The sequence below is a fragment of the Bergeyella cardium genome (genome assembly GCF_009914665.1).
In the GTDB taxonomy this organism is placed as follows: Bacteria; Bacteroidota; Bacteroidia; order Flavobacteriales; family Weeksellaceae; genus Bergeyella_A; species Bergeyella_A cardium.
Genome location: NZ_CP029149.1, coordinates 1,553,583 through 1,571,709, shown reverse-complemented (window position 1 = coordinate 1,571,709; position 18,127 = coordinate 1,553,583). Strand labels below are relative to the sequence as shown.

15 protein-coding genes are annotated in these 18,127 nt (G+C 42.2%); 9 read left to right on the top strand and 6 right to left on the bottom strand.

Annotation, left to right across the window (positions count from 1 at the left end):
• Positions 1-42 precede the first annotated feature (42 nt).
• Together DBX24_RS07215 and DBX24_RS07210 are read right to left on the bottom strand one after the other, a co-directional pair.
• Positions 43-1,701, bottom strand: a complete 1,659-nt coding sequence (locus DBX24_RS07215) for a DUF4139 domain-containing protein (protein ID WP_160224423.1) — start codon at positions 1,699-1,701, stop codon at positions 43-45.
• Positions 1,702-1,893: 192 nt separating this feature from the next.
• A complete protein-coding gene (locus tag DBX24_RS07210) occupies positions 1,894-2,418 on the bottom strand; it encodes a peptidase associated/transthyretin-like domain-containing protein (RefSeq protein ID WP_160224422.1) in 525 nt (174 codons plus the stop codon).
• 265 nt (positions 2,419-2,683) lie between these two features.
• Here DBX24_RS07210 and DBX24_RS07205 point away from each other — a divergent pair, with 265 nt between their 5' ends.
• Entirely contained in the window at positions 2,684-3,403 is a 720-nt protein-coding gene (locus tag DBX24_RS07205; protein ID WP_160224421.1) for a pyridoxine 5'-phosphate synthase, read from the top strand.
• A gap of 31 nt (positions 3,404-3,434) precedes the next feature.
• Positions 3,435-4,208, top strand: coding sequence for an alpha/beta fold hydrolase (locus DBX24_RS07200; RefSeq protein WP_120489315.1), 774 nt, complete (start codon positions 3,435-3,437; stop codon positions 4,206-4,208).
• Between the two features lie 287 nt (positions 4,209-4,495).
• Here the strand turns inward: DBX24_RS07200 and DBX24_RS07195 are convergent, their stop codons facing one another.
• The gene (locus DBX24_RS07195) at positions 4,496-5,404 is read right to left on the bottom strand and encodes a UbiA family prenyltransferase (protein WP_160224420.1); all 909 of its coding nucleotides are present in this window, start codon (positions 5,402-5,404) and stop codon (positions 4,496-4,498) included.
• A 3-nt stretch (positions 5,405-5,407) separates the two neighbouring features.
• Positions 5,408-6,334 (bottom strand): mevalonate kinase family protein, encoded by a 927-nt coding sequence (locus DBX24_RS07190; RefSeq protein WP_120489725.1) that lies wholly within the window; start codon positions 6,332-6,334, stop codon positions 5,408-5,410.
• A gap of 183 nt (positions 6,335-6,517) precedes the next feature.
• Here DBX24_RS07190 and DBX24_RS07185 point away from each other — a divergent pair, with 183 nt between their 5' ends.
• Entirely contained in the window at positions 6,518-8,764 is a 2,247-nt protein-coding gene (locus DBX24_RS07185; RefSeq protein WP_260392802.1) for a TonB-dependent siderophore receptor, read from the top strand.
• A gap of 252 nt (positions 8,765-9,016) precedes the next feature.
• Here the strand turns inward: DBX24_RS07185 and DBX24_RS07180 are convergent, their stop codons facing one another.
• The gene (locus DBX24_RS07180) at positions 9,017-10,150 is read right to left on the bottom strand and encodes a WG repeat-containing protein (RefSeq protein ID WP_160224419.1); all 1,134 of its coding nucleotides are present in this window, start codon (positions 10,148-10,150) and stop codon (positions 9,017-9,019) included.
• Positions 10,151-10,270: 120 nt separating this feature from the next.
• Entirely contained in the window at positions 10,271-12,862 is a 2,592-nt protein-coding gene (gene clpB / locus DBX24_RS07175) for an ATP-dependent chaperone ClpB (RefSeq protein ID WP_160224418.1), read from the bottom strand.
• A 205-nt stretch (positions 12,863-13,067) separates the two neighbouring features.
• Here clpB and DBX24_RS07170 point away from each other — a divergent pair, with 205 nt between their 5' ends.
• The 6 genes from DBX24_RS07170 (at position 13,068) to DBX24_RS07145 (ending at position 18,078) form a co-directional block, all read left to right on the top strand.
• Positions 13,068-14,081 carry a DHH family phosphoesterase gene (locus DBX24_RS07170; RefSeq protein ID WP_160224417.1) on the top strand — a complete coding sequence of 338 codons (1,014 nt, stop codon included), beginning with the start codon at positions 13,068-13,070 and terminating at the stop codon, positions 14,079-14,081.
• A gap of 30 nt (positions 14,082-14,111) precedes the next feature.
• Positions 14,112-14,480 (top strand): dihydroneopterin aldolase, encoded by a 369-nt coding sequence (gene folB / locus DBX24_RS07165; protein WP_160224416.1) that lies wholly within the window; start codon positions 14,112-14,114, stop codon positions 14,478-14,480.
• 18 nt (positions 14,481-14,498) lie between these two features.
• On the top strand, positions 14,499-15,122 hold the full coding sequence (locus DBX24_RS07160; RefSeq protein WP_160224415.1) for a bifunctional nuclease family protein: 624 nt from the start codon (positions 14,499-14,501) through the stop codon (positions 15,120-15,122).
• Positions 15,123-15,193: 71 nt separating this feature from the next.
• Positions 15,194-16,435 (top strand): MFS transporter, encoded by a 1,242-nt coding sequence (locus DBX24_RS07155; protein WP_374210798.1) that lies wholly within the window; start codon positions 15,194-15,196, stop codon positions 16,433-16,435.
• 182 nt (positions 16,436-16,617) lie between these two features.
• Positions 16,618-16,797 (top strand): hypothetical protein, encoded by a 180-nt coding sequence (locus DBX24_RS07150; RefSeq protein WP_160224413.1) that lies wholly within the window; start codon positions 16,618-16,620, stop codon positions 16,795-16,797.
• Between the two features lie 102 nt (positions 16,798-16,899).
• Positions 16,900-18,078: an acetyl-CoA C-acyltransferase gene (locus tag DBX24_RS07145; protein WP_120489323.1), complete on the top strand. Its 1,179-nt coding sequence runs from the start codon at positions 16,900-16,902 to the stop codon at positions 18,076-18,078.
• The last annotated feature ends 49 nt before the right edge of the window (positions 18,079-18,127 follow it).

Below are 18,127 nucleotides of genomic sequence, written 5' to 3'. Positions count from 1 at the left end.
ATAATCCCCACTGATAAAGTCGTGGGGATAGGTATTCAAGTTTTAAAGATTGCTGATGATGTAGTCTTTCGGGTAGCGAACTTTATAGCTTACGCGGTATTTCTTGGTTTCGGAGGGCGAGAGTTTGGTTGTCCAGAGGAGGAAGCCTTTCTCGTCGTCTTTCTTAGCACCGCTTTTTTCGAGGAGCTCTACTTTCACAGCATCGTTATTGCTTAGTGGGATACGGTCTTTCACCTCAATATTCACAGCGTCTTTCTTATTATTCTTGATGATAATGTCATAGGTTATGGTTTTCTCACGATAGGAGGAGAGGAATTTTTCGCCCGACTTATCCTGAATATTTTCCCTTCGGATGCTGATTTTAGGGTCGTTTCCGAGCGTAATGTTCAGCTCATTGGTCGTAAGATTTGGGCTAATGGTCGTCTCACCGATATACATATTCTCAAAAATCACGCTTGCAGGCGCTCCTACCAAGTGATAATTACTAAAATCCTTAATCTTCGCTAAAAGAAACGCCTCACGGGTATAGTTTGGAGCGGTGTAGTACTGATATTCTGCTGGTATTTTCTGGTTAAACAGGCTGATGAGGTGGTCTTCGCCATTGGAGAGAATGTCATAAGGCACATCTACATCATAGCTGGTGTTAAGTTGATTGGCATTCACTGAGAAATTAGCCCCTACAACCACGACATCTGCTACTGCACCTTCCATAGCATTGGATTCATAGGCTACGGCATCTTGTTTTATAGATGCCAAACCTCTTATTTTTACTTGGGCAGACCTTTTATCGGTTTCGTATTCTTGCTGCCTTTCTTTAGCGCTTTGAGCATAGATGAACCAAGGGCTAAGCTCTGGTGCGGTGTTGTTTCGGTAGGAGTTTCCGTTGATAAGGGTGAGCTTTACGCCTTTCCAGTCCAAACCTGTTCTTTGTTTTACAATCGCTTTAAAGGTTACATCCAGCGGAGCGGAGACTTTCTCACTTTTGATTTCGTAATAAGGATTCCAAGTTACATCATTCGCAAGATAGTTGATATTGAGCTTCAAGTTGCCCGCCGTGGAAGCCATTACTTTGAGGACAAGGACGCCACTTGCGAACTCTTCGGCTTCTTTTTGCTCTTTTGTTTTGAGACTGCTTTTCAGTCGGGAAAGTTTTTTAGCGAGCTCGGTTTCGTCTTTTCTGAGAGCCACGAGTTTGTTATCGATTTCAATGCGTTTTTTAGTGTAGAAATCGGTCAGTTGGGTCAGCTGAGCCACGCTTCCAGCATTGCTCCCTACCAGTACGGTTTGGTTTTTATCGAGGAGCTCAATGGCCTTCTTATTGGCGTCGAGTTCTATCTTGTTTTTGGTAATGAGGCTTTCGACAATTTTGATGCTGTCATTTACTTTCTTTATTTGCGGATTGGTAGTATCCATCTTAAAGTCGGAGGAATAATCGTCCGTAAACTGTGAGGAAAGTATAGAGACATTTCTTGAATTTACAGCAATCTGTATTGTTTTCTCATTGATTTCTTCGGAGATATTGCCAATCACCACTTCGGAGATGCCCGCAGGTACGGTGATAGAAGCTACATTTTGCAGCTCAGCAGAGTTTCTGTACACCTTTACGGCGGTTACTTTTGCTTTGGTATAAATGGGTTTCTGTCCAGAAGCCAGCCCTGTAACAAGGCTAAATACCACGGAGAATAAAATGGATTTTTTCATCATTAAATAAATTAAAAAACTGAGAAACGAAGATATAAAAAAAATAGGATAAGACCGCTCAACGAGAGGATTTTTTATCCATAAAGAATACCTATTGAGGAGTTTTCAGTCTTTGATATCATCTCTTCTAAGGGCAAGCCTAAGCCTGCTTTCTACGATATAAAGCCCCCAAAAGCCCAAAAACTACCCTTTTTATTTTTTCTGCTTTTGGGAGTGGGTAGAGATTTCCAAGCCATAAGTAGCTCTGTATTTGTACTTTTTGTAGAGCTCGCTTCTTCTGAGGAGCTTATATTTTAAGGTTTTATCATTGCGGAGGCGTTGTTTTAGCTTGTCTACCGCCTTATCCGTTACCAATTTTCCATTGAGGATAAACAATATCCCACACATCTCATTCTTTTCAAAAAGCATATCGTGAGGATAATCAACCATCACTACATCTATTCTCTGCTTTGGTGTATTCTCGACGATAGGAGCACAATTACTATCAAGGCTCAAGCCTTTCACAGGGCTTTCCCCATAATAGAGGAGGTTATCCCACTGGTATGCCTGTATCTCGTAGAAGCCTTTTGCATTGGTACGCACCTCTTCTCTACCATTAGAGACAAAAATCCCTTCTAAAGGCTTACCATTCCTCATCGAAACCACACCTCTCACCGTGATTTGTGCCATTACAGAAAACCCTAAAACCAAGCCGAATAATACCGATACTTTTTTCATTGCGTGTCTATTTCATTAATAATTTACTTGAACTGCTATAGAATTATAGATTTAATCCTCTCAATATCCCTTACAAGTGCGGGATTTTGCACCTTCTTCTTCCTCTTTTATACTAAAAAACCGAGAAACAAAGCTATTAAAAAAATGAATACCGCCCTCCCACTCCCTCCACTATAAAAGGTATTTTCGTTTTGAGGAATGCCATTTTTTTTGGAAATTAGCCCGCCGAAAAGCGTATCATTAACACTTTAAACAAAAGAAAGAAATGACAAAACTGAGTGTAAATATCAACAAAATTGCGACCCTTAGAAATGCACGAGGGGGGGATGTTCCCAGCGTAACCCAAGTAGCCATAGATGCCCAGAGATACGGTGCACAAGGCATTACCGTGCACCCAAGACCTGACCAAAGGCATATCACAAGAAAGGATGTATACGACCTTAAACCTCTTATAAGCACAGAATTTAATATTGAAGGCAATCCCCACCAGCCATTTATCGACCTTGTGCTGGATATTCGCCCAGAGCAAGTAACCCTCGTTCCCGATGCTGATGATGCCCTCACCTCTAATGCAGGGTGGGACTGCATAAAACATAAAGATTTCCTGAAAGAAGTGGTTTCAGAATTTAAAAAAGCGGGAATACGAACCTCCCTCTTCCTTGATCCCAACCCAGAAATGGTACCACACGCAGCAGATACGGGAACCGACAGAATAGAACTCTACACAGAAGCCTATGCCAAGCAATACCCCACAAATAAAGAGGCTGCCCTCCTGCCCTACCTGCAAACTGCACAGAAAGCAGAGGAATACCACTTGGGGCTCAATGCTGGACACGACCTTAGCCTTGAAAACCTCAAATACTTCGCAGAAAACATCCCCAATCTACTGGAAGTATCCATAGGGCACGCCCTTATCTCCGAAGCCCTCTATTTAGGTCTCGAAAATACAATACAAGCCTACCTGAAACGACTCGCAAAGTGGTAACCTCATCATCAAAAAAACATAAAAAAGTATTATGAACATTCTACATTCTAAAATCTACGGACAAGACAAAAGCGGTACTCCCCTCCTCGTGCTCCACGGGCTTTTTGGGATGCTCGACAATTGGGGTACCTTCGGTAGGGATACGAGCGAGTTCTTCCCCGTGCACCTCCTTGACCTTCGCAACCACGGCAAAAGCTTCCACTCGGCAGGAATGTCTCACGATGACCTCGCACGCGATATCCTGAACTATATGGATTATCACAACATTGAGAAAGCCCACCTCCTCGGGCATTCGCTCGGCGGAAAGGCGGTGATGCAGTTCGCCATCAATACCCCCAATAGAGTCGAAAAGCTCGTCGTCGTAGATATCGCCCCCAAAGCCTATCCTCCCCATCACCAAGGAATCTTCAAAGCCCTCCACAGCATAGACTTTAACACGGTAACTTCCCGCAGCGAGGTAGAAGCCCTCCTCGCCCACTACATCCACGAGCGGACGGTGATTCAGTTCCTCACCAAAAATCTTTATTGGACCGATGAGAAGAAACTCAACTGGCGCTTTAACCTCCAAGTTCTCTCCGATGAATACACCACTGCCGTAGCCAATACCATCCGCTTCGGCACCTTTACTGGGGAGACACTCTTCATCGCTGGCGAGAAATCCAACTATATCCTCCCCCAAGACGGCTTTCTGATAAAGCAGCAGTTCCCCCAGTCCAAAATCGTTAAGATAAAAAATGCAGGGCACTGGGTGCAAGCAGAAAACCCAACCGATTTTTTCCTCACCGTAACGAATTTCCTGCTCTAAACCACCCTGCCTTTACTTATTGTAATCTCACGGAACTTTCCAGCAATGTTGCGGAACTCTCCAGTAATGTTGCGGAAGAGTTCCGCAACATTGATTATAGATAGAGTGATATGACGGAACTTTTCCGCAATCTATCTTATCTATTGAGTAAGATGAATGTAAATATGTGTAGTGCCGACTACGGCATCCGTAATCTAGCTTATCTATTAAGCGAAATAGTAAGTGAATAAGTACTCTCCACGCAAGTGGGTGGTGAGCCCGATTGTGGTATAAGCATTAAAGCAGAGCTATAGAAATGCCTTCAGAAGAGGAATAACACCATCGAGGAACATTGCAAGTACCCCAATGAAAATCCAGAAACGGAGGAGGTTCATTAGCCAGAAAATATTTTTTCTATTAAATGAGAAAATGGGAATCATAGAGAGGAGAAGCACACCCGCAGAAACCAAAAAATAAATGGAAAGCACACCCGCCTGCTGTATATAATCCGCGTAGTAGATAAAAACCGCAGTCGCAGCATTGAGAAGAAGAAGGAGGAGGAGAACCACCTGAGTACCCCGCTTCCCAATCACGATAGGGAGAGTATGGTAGTTAAAGATTTTATCAGAGCGCTGAGTGAGGACATCCTTCATTACATCTACCTCCCATAGAATAAGGAAGAGGAAGACTGCCATCGCCATTATACGAACAGAAAAATGCTGATAATAGACCAGCATACCTGAGAACGGATAGAGGGTGAGAGCTACATAAGTGAGGTTATTCACAACTGCGATTTTGCTCAGCTTGTGGCTATAAAACCAGATAACGAACTGATAAAAAAGAAAGAAAAAGAAAATTCTGTACGACAAGAATAAGGCTACGACGAGAGAGAGAGCATTTAGAAATAAATAGGTATAGAGGAAATGCTTCTGAGAGACGAAGCTCTGCAACCGTACACGAAGTGGGCGCTCTACGCTGTCCTTGTCCCAATCATAAAACTGATTGATAATACCCCCTGCGGCAATGCTCAGTACCGAGCAGAAGATAATCCCATTCACTTTAATATCAAAAACGAAGTTCCTGAGGCTCTCCTCCTGATTAAACAAGAAAAAAGTAGAGACATAGAGTGTAAAAGTAAAGAACGAAAGGACGAAAACCCTCGCACCCAAAAGCAAACTGATGAACTGCGAAAATCTGTATAGCCCTTTGCTCTTCATACGCTAAAATCTATAAATAATCTCTTTGTGGAAGCCTTTAAGCATCTCTTCTGCCTTAGGATAATCCTGAGTAAAACCGAGAATATAGCCCCCACCACCGCTTCCGCAGAGCTTGAGATAGTAGGCATTGGTATCCAGACCTTTTTTCCAAGCGTTGTAGATACTGTCGGGTATCATCGGTTTAAAGTGGTCGTATGCCCAGATGGAGAGCTTCCTAAGGTTTTTAAAGAACGGATTCATATCCTTTTTCAGAAACGCTTGTATGCAGGCATTATTGTATCGTATAAACTCTTCCTTCAAGGTTTTTCGGAAACCTTCGGTCTTCATTTTCTCAAAAAAGATCTGAACCATAGGTCCTGTTTCTCCAACCATTCCAGAATCGATGAGGAAGATTGCCCCCCTGCCTTGCTCCTCTTTTGGGATGGAGACTTTATCTACATTCTCGCGGTTTTCGATAAGGATAGGCAAGTTCATATAGCAGATGAGTGGGTCTATACCCGAACTCTTACCGTGGAAATAGCTTTCCAAAAGTCCAAAGACCTTTTTGAGTTCCTTTAAATCTTCTTTGCTGATGCTTTCGGGGTTGTATTTCTTAATGGAATACTTCTCAAAGATGGCAGCAACCAATGCTCCCGAGCTACCGACACCATAACCTTGTGGGATATTGCTATCAAAATAAAGCCCCTTAGCAATATCATCTTTAAGAGCAGAGATATTAATCTCAAAACCCGCTGGAAGGTCTATACCAAGAAGCTCATCTGAATAATTGAGCAGATGCTCGTTTGATTGTTTTTCAAAATCGGTAGATAAGTCCGAAAACTTCAATGTACCCTTATAAAAGCTGTAAGGTAAGGTAAGTCCTTGCGAGTCTTCAATGATTCCATACTCACCAAACAGTAGGATTTTAGCATAGAATAAAGGATTTGTCATTTCTCTTTTCATTTAAAAGCTGGGCAAAGATAGTCTTTTTTAGTAATTGTACTCGTTTTATGGGCGTTTATTATTTCAGGAGAAGTAGTTGAAATCTATTGATATTAAAAGATATTTTCTATTAACCTCTATTGTTTAGAATGTTTTTAAACAATACTTTTGCCGGCATTAAAAATAGAATATATGATGAATAATTCATTATCCTTAGCCTTGGTTGTGGTGGGTGCCATTTGTGGAAATGCACAAACGACCAAAGACAGTTTAAAATCTAAAACAATCCCTGAAGTAGAACTCTTCGGAGAGAGAAAAAAGCAGAACAAAGGTATGGAAGTTATCACCCGTATGCCTTTGAAAGTGCGAGATCAGATACAGAGCATCTCTGTAATTTCTGATAGAGCCATCGAAGAAATGGGAGCCCTTACCGTAACAGATGCAGCAAAAAACATCCCTGGTGTAGTACTTTTCAGTACCTATGGAGATGGGGAGGAGTCTATGTCTATCCGTGGATATAGAGGAACTCCTGTACTTAAAAACGGAGTACTGATGTATTCCGATTTCAGAACAAGCTCTATACTTACCGATATGCAGGGCGTAGAAAGCCTACAAGTAATACGAGGTTCGGTAGCGATTACTCAGGGGATAGGTTCATCGCTTGGAGCTGCGGGAGGGGTAATTAACCTTACCACCAAAAAACCAAAATTCATCAATGCAGGAACAGTAGGTTTCAGGTATGGAAACTGGAATCTATTCCGACCAACGCTCGACATCCAAAGGGTATTAGACAGCGAAGGCAAAGTAGCTTTCAGGCTCAATGCTGCTTATGAAAACAAAGAATCCTTCGCCGATTATGTAAAAGGTGAGAGACTATACATCAACCCATCGGTTTCTTACAGACCTGATGATAAAACCAATATAACGGTAGAGATGGACTATATGTATAATCAAAACACACCAAACAGAGGTACAGTAAACCTCGCTCCAGATGATACAAATGCCCTCTACGAATTGCCTACAAACAAGTTTTTAGGCTTTAAAACCAATTTTAATAAAACAACTTCCCTCAACTTTGGAGCGTATGCTGATAGGAAACTCGGTGATAAGTTCCGCGTTCGCATTGCCTATCTTCAAGGTGATGTAAGCAACAATGGAGAGTCTTACTCCCTCGCAACCGTTACCTATCCAGACCCTAAAAACCCCAAAAAACAGATTATAAAAGACTACAAAGAGAGGAACAGAAGATGGACGAAGTTTAGCAGTGAAGACCACTCTAAGGTATTCCAAGCGGACTTTATCGGTCAGGAAGTGGAGACAGGTTTCTTAAAACACACCTTCCAGATTGGGTTTGACTGGAAAGAATCCTACACCCTAAGCGGTACCTATCAGCATAAATTCCTCACCGAAGTCGTACGAGGAAAAACCTCCCCACTTAGCTACATTCCAATAGATAAAATCGCTGATGTAACGGGCGAATTTACCAATGACCTCCCTGCAACCTTTAACCCTGATGATTTAGTGCATAAGGGGGATAGAATCTCTGCAAAATCTCCTATCTACGGCATTACGGCACAGGAAGTAATGGCTATCGGGAAGTATGCAAAAGCGGTTCTCGGCATCCGATACAGCTCCTACCAAGGAAATAACCAGACAGGCAAGAAAGACGCTTGGAACCCCTCTCTCGGGCTAATGATTTCTCCATTAGAGAATATGAATATCTACGGCTCTTTCACTACGACGACTGACCTTAGGGGGAACGATAGAGTCCTAGCTAATGGCGAAGGCACAATAGGGGCAACCATCACCCAACAGTGGGAAGCGGGCTTCAAATCCGATTGGTTTGATGAAAAACTCAGGTTTAATCTAAACCTCTACGCTATGAACCTTAACAATCTTTCGTACGAAGTTCTCGATGCGGCTGGAAATGGAACCAAGACTTATGACTTCGCGGGTGACCTTACCCGAAAAGGCGTGGAGATAGACCTCATCGGGAAAATCCTCCCCGAGCTCGAAGTAATGGCAGGCTACTCCTACCTCGATGCGAAGTACAAAAACAGCCCTGCGTATGTGAACGATTCCCGACCGATGATGGCGGCTGAGCATACGGCTAATGCGTGGCTCAACTATACCTTCCGAAGTGGTGCCCTTAAAGGGTTTAACATCGGTGGAGGCGCGTATTATGTAGGCGAAAGACCAGTGAATGAATACACCCAGAAGGTCATAATTCATAACACGACCCCTGGCGTAAAGCCCTTTAACCTGAATGCCTACACCACCCTAAACCTCCAAGCGGGTTACGCTTATAAGAATGTTGGCGTGAGGGTATTCGCGAATAATCTAAACAATGCCTTAGGCTACAACGCCTACTACCGCGGAGGGTATATCAATAGGAATGACCCGAGAAACTTTGCCGTACAGGTCAATTATAAGTTTTAATTTTTTCATATCGTTTAAAGTTTTTTTTAGTGCATCGGGCTGGGGATTTCCTCAGTCCGATGTGTTTTTATAGGCTTATTTTGGATTGATGAAGACTCAATCAAATACCTATTTCAAATACAATACAGAAAATTTAATCTTAGTAAAGCAAGGGTCTAAGCCCCCTATTTATATTAAAATTAGTAAAGAACTGATGTGTTTATAGGGAATCCTCAATTTTTCAATAAAAAAACTGTTTGTTTGAATGCCTTTTTATTCTGCTTCTTCGTCAAGAGACACCTTTCGAGCGGTTTCTAATAATGGATAGATAGAAGCCATTCCCCCGAATTTGGGGATTTTTTTATTCACTTGGTATTCATATCCTCTTGTATCGATGAGATAGTCTGTGCTATCTCTTTTTACTGCTATGTACTCATCATATGCATCAAAGTAACGATTGTGATTTACAGAAGACCAGCCCAAGTTTTCATATATCGCTGGATAGAGTACGCCATTAAGATTAGCAAGACCTTGTTTATTATTGAGATGCAATTCATAGAATTTGCTATTATAACTTTTTATCTTATCATATCTTATGGGAACAAACTCCTCTCCTTTCATATTAACTAAGCCCATTTTACCCATATTCTTCACATAGAATACAGGATTTATTTCGTATTCTTTATATTCTATATCATCGTATTTGACAGGAACTATCTCCTTACCCTCATAATCCAAAATCCCATACTTATCATTGATTTTTACCTTAATATATTCATCCTTATAGGTGTAGGCAACATCATATATAGCGGGGACAATCTCCTTCTCACCCCTCTTTATCCCATATTTACCATCTTTATAAAAAGCCTTATTGCCTGTATATTTATCATATTTCTCGAAGACAAAATCCGAAGTGTGGGCAACTCCCCCAGCCAAGAATAGAATATTTCCTGAGTACTCATAATAGCGCTGTATCAAGAGTTGATTTTCCTTTGTCTTGCCTATTTTAATATAGTTCTTCTGTGTCTTACCATATATCAGCGGGATAAAAATATCCTTGTTCCAGTGAGTCACTTTCAGATAATTTCGTCTTCTCTTCCCTGTAAATGTCTGCTTCTTGGTGGTGAGTTCCCCCAGCTCCATCACGGGATAGGTGAGCTCCACTTTATCAGGCTCCTGAAATTTCATCTCGACCCAATTTACAGTTTCCAAATTTTCCTCACTATTAAAGAACCTTAACATATGAGCCTTCGTGTCTGGTATCTTCTTCTTTCCATTATACTTAAATAAAGATTTGGAATAGTACTTTCCATTCAGACTTTCCAAATTTTCCAGTTTTGTGAAATAACTCGGGCGGCAGGATACCAATGCCAATACTAAAAAGATTAATAATATTTTTACTTTCATAGAACTAAAATTTAATGGTAAATGTAGAAAATTTCTCAATATTATCTCCCAATTGAAAAATACTAAATAAAAAACCACCTCTGGATGAGAGAGGTGATTTTAAAATCAAAAAACTATTATTTAATCAATCTTTCGGAAGATGAGCCCTTCGCCATCAAAGAAATCAAGGCTTATTCTATCGCCGTCATTTACTTTTCCTGCGAGGATTTCCTTAGAGAGTTTATTGAGAACATCCTGCTGGAGCACTCGTTTTAGAGGTCTTGCTCCAAAGGCTGGGTCGTAGCCCTTGTTCATAATATAATCTACTGCCTCTTCGGTAGCCGTCATTATGATGCCTCGTTTTTCGAGCATTTTGTTGAAGCCTCTTAGCTGAAGCCCGATAATCTTGCCAATCTCCTTTTTATTGAGTGGCTGGAAGAGTACCACCTCATCTATCCTGTTGATAAACTCTGGTCGGAGGCTTTGTTTGAGGAGGTCAAAAACTTCGATTTTGGTTTTTTCTACCACTTCAAACTGGTTATCATCATTTATTCCCTCAAAATTCTCCTGAATAATATGCGAACCGAGATTGGAAGTCATAATGATAATCGTGTTTTTGAAATTGACCACTCGACCTTTGTTATCGGTAAGCCTACCGTCATCCAAAACTTGGAGAAGCGTATTGAAGACATCAGGATGGGCTTTTTCAATCTCATCGAGGAGGACTACGGAATAAGGTCTCCTGCGCACGGCTTCGGTGAGCTGACCGCCCTCATCATAGCCCACATACCCAGGAGGCGCACCCACCAATCGGGAAACGCTGTGGCGCTCTTGATATTCACTCATATCAATTCGGGTGAGGTTATTCTCATCATCAAAGAGAAACTCGGCAAGTGCCTTTGCAAGCTCGGTTTTACCAACCCCTGTAGTTCCAAGGAAGAGGAAGGAGCCGATAGGTCTTTTCTCATCACTAAGCCCTGCACGGTTTCTTCGGATGGCATCTGCTACAGCTTGTATGGCTTCCTCCTGACCAATTACTCGCCTGTGAAGCTCATTTTCTAAGTGGAGGAGCTTCTCTCTCTCGCTTTGGAGGAGCTTGGTTACGGGAATTCCCGTCCATTTTGAAATAACTTCGGAGATGTTTTCTGCGGTTACTTCTTCTTTTACAAGTTCATTTTCCTCGTTTTGCATCAGAAGCTCCAGCTGTTTGAGCTCGTCCTCCTTCTCGCGGAGTTTTCCGTACTGTATCTCTGCTACTTTTGCATAATCGCCCACTCGGGAAGCTCTTTCGGCTTCAAATTTTAAAGCTTCAATATCTTTTTTAATCTGGGTTAAATCCTCAGACTTCTGTTTTTCCTGCAACCACTGTGCATTGATGGCATTTCGCTCTTCGGTAACCTTAGCGATATCTTCCTTCAAATGCTCGATTTTGGTTTGATTGCCCTCTCTGGAAATCGCAGCGAGTTCTATTTCAAGCTGCATCAGTTTCCTATCAAGGACATCGAGCTCCTCTGGTTTGGAGTTGATTTCCATTCTGAGCTTAGCCGATGCTTCGTCTATCAAGTCAATTGCCTTATCGGGTAAAAACCTGTCGGAAATATACCTTTGAGACATTTCTACCGCTGCTATAATGGCTTCGTCTTTTATTCTCACCTTATGATGAGATTCGTATTTATCTTTAATCCCCCTTAGGATGGAGATAGCAGATTCCGTGTCTGGCTCCTCTACCATTACCTTTTGGAAACGGCGCTCAAGGGCTTTATCTTTCTCGAAATATTTTTGATATTCGTTTAATGTCGTCGCTCCAATTGCTCTGAGCTCACCTCTTGCCAAGGCCGGTTTGAGGATATTGGCAGCGTCCATTGCACCCTCACCACCACCTGCACCTACAAGGGTATGGATTTCATCGATGAAAAGGATGATTTGCCCATCGGATTTGGTAACTTCATTCACTACGGATTTAAGCCTTTCTTCAAACTCACCTTTGTACTTAGCTCCCGCCACAAGCGCACCCATATCAAGAGAGTAAAGGGTTTTGTCCATCAAGTTTTCTGGCACATCTCCCGAGATAATACGGTGAGCAATACCCTCTGCTATGGCAGTTTTACCCACACCTGGTTCACCGATTAATATCGGATTATTCTTGGTTCTTCGGGAGAGAATTTGAAGTACCCTTCGGATTTCCTCATCTCGCCCAATAACAGGGTCAAGTTTGCCCTCCGCAGCGAGCTCATTAAAGTTTTTTGCATATTTATTAAGGCTTTGGTAAGTGTCTTCGGAGCTTGCCGAGTTTGCCTTACTGCCTTTTCTTAGCTCTTTAATCCCTCCTTCTAAAAGGGATTTGGTTACCCCCATATCTTTGAGCATAGTAGCCACTGGCGAGGAGATTTCTATCAGCGCAAGCCAAAGATGCTCGATGGTTACAAACTCATCTCCCATTTTCTTAGCAATATTCGGAGCGTCGAGTAAGATTTTATTTGCCGGTTGAGAAAGGTAGATATTTCCCCCCTCTACTTTTGGCAGTTTCTCTATCGCCTCTCTGTTTCTCTCTCTGATGAGCGTAGCATCTGCCTCCGATTTCTTTAAAAGGAATGATGAGATATGCTCATCTGCCTGGAAAATCCCCTCTAATAAATGCTGAGGTTCGATACTCTGGTTGCCAAACTCTAAAGCTACTTGCTGTGCTTTCTGAATGGCTTCTTGTGATTTTACTGTATATTGGTTTAAGTTCATCTGAATTGTTTTTATGTTTTATGCCCTCCCTTTCTCAAAAATTATACAACAAGACTTAACACCTCAAAAAAGGCTTATTTATCTGACAAAATTTCCGAATTAAAGTATTTTTAATTTAAATAACACTGACAAAATTTCCGATTACCTACAACAATCCTTGAAATTCTCCTAAAAATATCTACCTTTGAGGTCTTATAAAATCAAAATGTTTAGCGAAAAACAATTAACAGAAATCAAAGCGCTTTTAAAGCCAGAAAATAAAATCGTAATTATCTCTCATTATAACCCTGACGGTGATGCTATCGGCAGTACATTAGGACTGAAACATTACCTCAAAACAAAAGGGCTGGAAGCAGATACCATTGTACCCAACGACTTCCCAAAATTCCTGAAATGGATGCCCGAAGCAAAGAAAATAACCATTGCTGACTACAAAAGAAAAAAAGCCTTTGAGCTTATTGAGAATGCAGATGTTATATTCATACTCGATTTTAATGCTACCCACAGAAGTGGCAACCTCGTAGCTCCTTGGCTCGAGCGGGCAAAAGCGACTAAAATACTTATAGACCACCACCAGCAGCCAGATGATTTCAATTTCGTGTATTCGGATACCAGCGTACCTGCTACCTGCCAAATGGTCTACCACTTTATAGAAGCTATGGGAGATGCCCATCTGGTGAATAAAGACATCGCTCAGTGCCTTTATACTGGGATTATGACCGATACTGGGGGCTTCAGATTCCGCTCTACAAGTGCTACTACCCATAGAATTACAGCCAACCTTATAGAAAAAGGTGCTGACCCTGCAGAGATATCCTCCAACACTTGGGATACCAATACCCTGTCAAGATTTCAATTGCTCTCACTCATCCTTAGCCGTATAGAGATTATCGGTAATGGACGGGTTGCCATACTCTATCTAAAACGAAACGAACTGGAAAAGTATGGCTTTGAGAAAGGAGATACCGAAGGTTTTGTAAATTATGGACTGAGCATATTGGGAGTGCAGGTCTCCGCATTCTTTATGGAGGACTTATATGAAGATTATATCAAAATCTCTTTCCGAAGCAAGAGAGAGGTGGATGTTAATCAGTTCTCCCGATCGTTTTTCAATGGTGGAGGGCATATTAATGCCGCAGGAGGCAAATCATTCCACTCCATTGAAGAAAGTATTAATGAATTTAAAGAAGTATATACTCACCTCAATCTGGAAGAATAGTTTTCAAATAATATAATATCAACAACTCTAATGAGCTTAACGACCAAAATATTTCTCGAAAGCATTAAAATCTATGCGCATCACGGAGTACTTCCAGAGGAAAGGAGTATAGGAACCTACTACCTCATCAATGCCGAACTGCATACCGATTTTAGTAAAGCTATGGAAACCGATAACCTGCACCATACCATTAGCTATGCGGATATAAACGATATTATCCACCAGGAGATGAAAACTCCCTCTCTACTTTTGGAAAGAGTAGCCGGGAGAATCCTCACACGGATAGAAAAAGAATATCCGCAAGTCACCTGCCTGAAACTGAAAATCACTAAAACCACTCCACCCGTTCAAGGAGAAGTATTTGGAGCAGGCGTAGAAGTAGAAAAAACATTCAAATAAAAGCATTATCTTTGTTCTATGGATTACAAAAAACTCATCATACGGGGAATATCTTACAGCCAGACGCAAGCAAATGCCTACGCTCTGCTTCTGGAAGATGAAGAGACCGCTATTAAACTTCCCGTAGTTATTGGTAGCTTTGAGGCGCAATCCATCTCCTTAGGATTAGAAAAAGACCTTACTCCGCCTCGTCCCCTTACTCACGATTTATTCGCTTCATTCATAAAGCTCTCTTCATTAGAGCCTGTATCTGTGATTATCTATAAAATCGTAGATGGAGTCTTCTATTCCAACCTCAACTTTATGGATAAAGCTACTGGAGAAAATAGCAGCCTTGATGCTCGTACATCAGATGCTGTTGCAATAGCGGTGCGTTTCAATATCCCTATCTACACCACCCCAAAAGTACTAGATGAAGCGGGTATCCTATTAGACTTGGATGCTCTCCCTACTGAGAAAACAGAAGATGCTATTCCAGAAATAGATATAGACTTTTCCGAATTTGAGAAAAGCCTTAGGGACTTTAGCAACTTGCCGATAGAGGACTTGGAAAACCTGCTGGAGAATGCTGTAAAAAATGAAGACTATGATACCGCCTTTGAAATACAGGAAATCATCAAACAACGAAAAAATAAAAACTAACTTAAATTAATAACCGATAAAATCTTTTCAAGATGAGTACTACAAATAATGTAAAGTTAAAATTAACGGTAATGAACTTTTTAGAGTTCGCCGTTTGGGGAGCCTATCTTATCTCTATGGGAAATTACCTCGGCACTATTGGATTGGGCAGTAAAATTGGGCTTTTCTATGCTATGCAAGGGGTTGTTTCTATCTTTATGCCTGCTATTATGGGGATTATCGCTGACCGATGGATTCCTGTACAGAGGTTACTCGGTATCAACCACCTTCTTGCGGCTGTATTTATCATCTTAACGGGCTATTACGGATATTCATCAGGTGAGGGGGTAAATTTCACCATTATGTTTAGCTTGTATTCCCTCAGTGTAGCTTTCTTTATGCCGACCATTGCACTCTCTAATTCTGCTGCATATACCATATTAAAACAAAACAATTTAGATACTATCAAAGCATTTCCACCTATCAGAACGCTAGGAACAGTGGGCTTTATCTGCGCTATGCTTTTGGTAGATTTTATGGGCTTCCAGTCTGATTATCGCCAGTTTTATGTCTCTGGTGGGCTGGGCATCATACTCTTCCTGTATAGCTTTGTACTGCCTAACTGCCCAATCAGCAAAAGCAATGAAAAACAATCCTTAGCAGATGCCTTCGGATTAAAGGCTTTCGCTTTGTTTAAGAATAGAAAAATGGCAATATTCTTCATATTTTCTATGCTTTTAGGTGTATCGCTTCAGATTACAAACGGATATGCCAACCCCTATATCTCCAGCTTTAAAAGTATAGAGGAGTTCCAAGACAGCTTCGGAGCCAACCACGCCAATGCACTTATCTCCCTCTCTCAAACATCGGAGGCACTCTGCATCCTGCTTATCCCTTTCTTCCTGAAAAGGTTTGGTATTAAAACCGTAATGCTAATGGCTATGGCAGCGTGGGTTCTTCGCTTCGGGCTATTGGGTGCGGGTAACCCGGGTGGTGGCGTATGGATGTTCGTTATCTCTATGATTGTCTATGGTATTGCCTTTGATTTCTTCAATGTATCAGGTTCTCTCTTTGTAGATCAGGAGACGAATGAAGATATTAAGTCCTCTGCACAAGGCGTATTTATGATGATGACCAATGGTTTTGGAGCCACAATAGGGCTACTTATAGCACAATCTATCGTCAATTACTTTGTAAAAGAGGGCGAATCTCCCGCTCAGCAGCTGGAAGGTTGGCGCTCGGCGTGGTACATCTTTGCGGCTTATGCCTTAGTAGTGGGAGTATTGTTTGCACTGGTATTTAAGCATAAGCAGGAAAAGACCAACGCACAATAAGACATCTGTTTCATTATTGAATATACTCAAAAAGGCTCCTTACTTGGAGTCTTTTGCTATTCTGATAAGACATCATAAGGATTCGTATACCTTATTCTTTTTAGGTCTAATGACCAATAGCCTCCCACACTCTCCCTATCCAATTATCATCATACGGTCGTACGAAACTTAGTCATACGGTAATGTGGCACATCATCGCTCGGGAGAGCGACACACTCTCGCTCGGTAAGGCGAGACACCCTCGCTTGGGAGGGCGACACATTCCATTCCTTACCATTAAAAAAAACTTTACCCCAATAAACATCACTCCATTATCAGCTTTTATACACTGCATCAATAGGAATGAGTCATCAAAAAACTAAGGTAGAGGAAAGGTATGCGACCCCCAAAAGAATACCCAACGAGGATAAAGACTTTTCTACTATTTTTTTCGTAAGTTAGCCGACACGAAAAACAAAAGAATAATGAAAGAAGTATTTATAGTATCCGCTGTGCGAACCCCTATGGGGAGCTTTATGGGGAGCCTCTCCAGCATACCAGCGCCAGCACTTGGGGCTACAGCCATTCGTGGAGCGATAGACAGGATAGGCATCAATGCCTCAGAAGTAGAGGAAGTGTTTATGGGCAATGTAGTACAAGCAGGCGAAGGACAAGCGCCCGCTCGACAATCCGCAATACTGGCAGGGCTTAGTGATGTGGTTCCGTGCACCACCATCAATAAGGTATGTGCCTCTGGGATGAAAGCAGTAATGCTCGCGGCACAAGCGATTAAGTCTGGTGATATCTCTCTTGCCGTAGCGGGAGGGATGGAGAATATGTCTCAAACCCCTCACTATCTCGGAGGGAGAAAAGGCGTAAAGCTGGGGAACATCAATATGGAAGATGGGATGGTAAAAGATGGGCTTACCGATGCCTACTCGGGTGAGCATATGGGTAAGCTCGCAGAGCGCTGTGCAGAGAAGTACGGCATTACAAGAGGGGAACAGGATGCGTTTGCCATAACCTCTTATAAGCGCTCAGCAGAAGCGTGGGCAGAAGGCAGGTTTAATGATGAAATCGTGCCCGTAACAGTGCCACAGCGCAAGGGCGAGCCCCTTATCATCAGCGAAGATGAAGAATACAAACAGGTAGATTTTAATAAAATCAGCAGCCTTAGACCTGTGTTTAAGGACGGGGGAACGGTAACTGCTGCCAATGCTTCTACTATAAATGATGGAGCTTCTGCCCTCGTACTCGTATCCAGAGAACGAATGGAAGCACTCGGCTTAAAGCCTCTGGCGAGAATCCTCTCCTATGCCGATGCAGCGGGAGCTCCAGAGTGGTTCACCACAGCACCATCTAAAGCCCTACCACTGGCAGTTCGCAAGGCAAACCTCAGCATAGAAGATATTGACTACTTCGAACTGAATGAAGCGTTTTCGGTAGTAGGTCTGGTAAATATCCAACTGCTCGGCATCAGCAGCGAGAGAGTAAATATAAATGGAGGAGCAGTAGCCCTCGGGCACCCACTGGGGAGCTCTGGAGCGAGAATTATCGTTAGCCTGCTCAGCGTACTCAAACACCAGAATGCCCGCTATGGAGCAGCAGCGATATGCAACGGTGGCGGTGGTGCTTCCGCAATAGTGATAGAGAATTTACAATAAAAAAATCCCCACAACTTACAAACAGCTGTGGGGATTGATTTATTTAATG

What these genes read in the sequence shown, in the direction of transcription:
- DBX24_RS07145 (WP_120489323.1), top strand. Translation starts at nt 16,900, where the DNA reads ATGAAAGAAGTATTTATAGTATCCGCTGTGCGAACCCCTATGGGGAGC.
- DBX24_RS07215 (WP_160224423.1), bottom strand. Translation starts at nt 1,701, where the DNA reads ATGAAAAAATCCATTTTATTCTCCGTGGTATTTAGCCTTGTTACAGGG.
- DBX24_RS07180 (WP_160224419.1), bottom strand. Translation starts at nt 10,150, where the DNA reads ATGAAAGTAAAAATATTATTAATCTTTTTAGTATTGGCATTGGTATCC.
- DBX24_RS07185 (WP_260392802.1), top strand. Translation starts at nt 6,518, where the DNA reads ATGATGAATAATTCATTATCCTTAGCCTTGGTTGTGGTGGGTGCCATT.
- DBX24_RS07210 (WP_160224422.1), bottom strand. Translation starts at nt 2,418, where the DNA reads ATGAAAAAAGTATCGGTATTATTCGGCTTGGTTTTAGGGTTTTCTGTA.
- DBX24_RS07160 (WP_160224415.1), top strand. Translation starts at nt 14,499, where the DNA reads ATGGATTACAAAAAACTCATCATACGGGGAATATCTTACAGCCAGACG.
- DBX24_RS07170 (WP_160224417.1), top strand. Translation starts at nt 13,068, where the DNA reads ATGTTTAGCGAAAAACAATTAACAGAAATCAAAGCGCTTTTAAAGCCA.
- clpB (WP_160224418.1), bottom strand. Translation starts at nt 12,862, where the DNA reads ATGAACTTAAACCAATATACAGTAAAATCACAAGAAGCCATTCAGAAA.
- DBX24_RS07200 (WP_120489315.1), top strand. Translation starts at nt 3,435, where the DNA reads ATGAACATTCTACATTCTAAAATCTACGGACAAGACAAAAGCGGTACT.
- folB (WP_160224416.1), top strand. Translation starts at nt 14,112, where the DNA reads ATGAGCTTAACGACCAAAATATTTCTCGAAAGCATTAAAATCTATGCG.
- DBX24_RS07190 (WP_120489725.1), bottom strand. Translation starts at nt 6,334, where the DNA reads ATGACAAATCCTTTATTCTATGCTAAAATCCTACTGTTTGGTGAGTAT.
- DBX24_RS07150 (WP_160224413.1), top strand. Translation starts at nt 16,618, where the DNA reads ATGTGGCACATCATCGCTCGGGAGAGCGACACACTCTCGCTCGGTAAG.
- DBX24_RS07155 (WP_374210798.1), top strand. Translation starts at nt 15,194, where the DNA reads ATGAACTTTTTAGAGTTCGCCGTTTGGGGAGCCTATCTTATCTCTATG.
- DBX24_RS07205 (WP_160224421.1), top strand. Translation starts at nt 2,684, where the DNA reads ATGACAAAACTGAGTGTAAATATCAACAAAATTGCGACCCTTAGAAAT.
- DBX24_RS07195 (WP_160224420.1), bottom strand. Translation starts at nt 5,404, where the DNA reads ATGAAGAGCAAAGGGCTATACAGATTTTCGCAGTTCATCAGTTTGCTT.